We start from the raw sequence: 2137 nt of genomic DNA, 5'->3' as shown, positions 1-2137 counted from the left end.
TACGCTTATCATGAATGGAGCTGGAGATCTGATGTATTACGTCATGCTTGGCCAGCCAGTATCTCTGTATATGGAATGGACAAACCAGGCCGCCTTGGTTGTGTATGGTAAGATCGTAATTACGATGGCCTTTGTTATCGGCATAGACTTTTTGATAAGATACCGGAAGCATCTCAATGCTAAGGATGCAGCACTAAGGGAGGTAACAGGATGAAAGCAATGAAAAAACCCATTCCTGTAGATTATGAGTTTGCAGTAGAGGACGGAGAAATAGAAACTCTTGAAGGAATAATGTCATACAAAAAAGGAGATGCCATTATAACCGGGATCAAGGGAGAAAAATACGCATGCAGGAGAGACATATTCGACCAGACTTATTCCATTGTTGAAGAAGGCCACGCAGAGGAGCACCCTAAAACGAAAATAATGATTAATCGCCATGACATTGGAGCTACAGCCCTCTATGTTTCAATAATGTTCCTGGTGATTAGCGTGGCCTTAAGGTACACCGAGACTGGCTTCGTTTTCATCTGGGCCTCTCTTTTCCTGGATATTTTTGCAGGATACGAGCTTGGCATTCTCAAGGAACTGAACAAGGGAAGGGTGAGGCAATGAAAGATCATTTTACATTCAAGTTGAGTAAAACCACGACGGAATTAGTTTATCTTATCCCAGTACTCGGCATTCTCATGATCTTCATTTGGTATGTCATAGTGCTGCAATTCCAGCTTCATGATCTGGTTAATGGCCTTCTGCATAACATATTCATCCAAGGCACCGTCGTAATCTTGGGTATGCTGTTTGTATTTTTTCTCTCCGAGTTTTATGATATGGTTGGTGACAAAGAATTAAAAGAGGCAATAAAATGAAAGCAAGAAAAGATAAAGGAAAATGTGAGGCGTGTGGCTTGCCTATCTGGAAAGGCGATGAATACATCGATGTTGCGGACGAGGATGACTGGATGGAAACTAAACGAGGAAAGCGTGTTATTCCAGGCAGGTCTTTTTTTAGGCTTCATGTTGTGTGCGCAGACATGGTAAGTGATGATCGAGTTGAAATACCTGCTGAACCACGTGATGTTCTTGAAATTTTAATAATTTCCGTATGGTTGTCAAATTATCAGGGTTCGCTGAATTTCCTGAATGGCAAGAAATGGATAGAAACTGTTGCAGCAGATATCCCAAGCACCACCAGCGATCCCGATTTCCGTAAGCAACTTGAAGATTGGCGTTCGTTCTATGTTAGAAGGTATTATGACAACGTAATGAAGCCATTGATTGATTTTTGGATGTCTATAAGAAATACACCACTTGTGCAACGTATCATCCAGAGAGAGGGAGAGCATGAATGGCTGAAATGTTCTTTAACAGAGAAGGAGGATTAATTCCATGGAGAAAAAGACATGTCCTATTCTTGCACGTTTAGGACAGAATCGGGAGGTCCGATCCACTTGAATATATATACCCCAATCAGGAGAAAAAAACTCGAATCAAGAAAAAGTCCTAAAATGAAACAAAATAAGACAGACATAAAAGAGAGGAAACGGACCCCGAACGATCCCCTCACTTCCCAGGAAGCGAACCTGCTGTTAAGAACGATTACGGACTTCTCCGACTATGCCCTCATCCTCCTGGGCCTCTATACAGGGATGCGGATATCAGAGATCGCAGCTCTTGAGGAGATATCGATAAACGAACAGGAACAGAAGATCCGGATTTGGGATGAGAAGAAGGACCGATATAGGGATGTTTTCATTCCAACCGAGGTTTTAGGTGTCCTGCGAAGGTTTATCAACACGCTGGCAAGAGGCAAGGATCCCCGCCTCTTTCCGTTCTCGCATAAGACGATAGAAAGGAAGATACAGTCATGGACTGAAAAGGTATTAGGGAAAAGAAAGAGCTGGCATGCAATCCGGCACACTTACATTTCACTCTCAAGGGAACTCGGGATCCCGATGGAGATAGTAATTCAGAATACAGGTGATACAGCAGCCACAATTCTCAAGTACTATTCCAAGCCAAGCCCCGAGTTCATCCGCAAGACCATACAGGAGAAACAGATGTTTGAGGTGAAGTGATGTCAAAAGGAAAAATCAGGTATGGAGAAGAAGACTCAATCCCGCTTGATAAGCCAGTTT

The 2137-nt window shown here is 42.9% G+C and carries 4 protein-coding genes; all 4 read left to right on the top strand.

Annotated features, from left to right (window positions below; translation table 11 throughout):
• The coding region (locus KIS29_11495) for a hypothetical protein (protein MBX8640950.1) at positions 1-214 on the top strand (214 nt) is incomplete at its 5' end.
• Positions 211-615: a PGDYG domain-containing protein gene (locus tag KIS29_11490; protein MBX8640949.1), complete on the top strand. Its 405-nt coding sequence runs from the start codon at positions 211-213 to the stop codon at positions 613-615. The genes KIS29_11495 and KIS29_11490, both read left to right, overlap by 4 nt.
• 250 nt (positions 616-865) lie before the next feature.
• Positions 866-1384, top strand: a complete 519-nt coding sequence (locus KIS29_11485) for a hypothetical protein (GenBank protein ID MBX8640948.1) — start codon at positions 866-868, stop codon at positions 1382-1384.
• 123 nt (positions 1385-1507) lie between these two features.
• The gene (locus KIS29_11480; GenBank protein MBX8640947.1) at positions 1508-2077 is read left to right on the top strand and encodes a site-specific integrase; all 570 of its coding nucleotides are present in this window, start codon (positions 1508-1510) and stop codon (positions 2075-2077) included.
• Positions 2078-2137: the final 60 nt, after the last annotated feature.

The sequence above is a fragment of the Candidatus Sysuiplasma jiujiangense genome (assembly GCA_019721075.1).
In the GTDB taxonomy this organism is placed as follows: Archaea; Thermoplasmatota; Thermoplasmata; order Sysuiplasmatales; family Sysuiplasmataceae; genus Sysuiplasma; species Sysuiplasma jiujiangense.
Note: the sequence above shows the minus strand (reverse complement) of the source record. Positions and strands in the feature narration are given on the sequence as shown.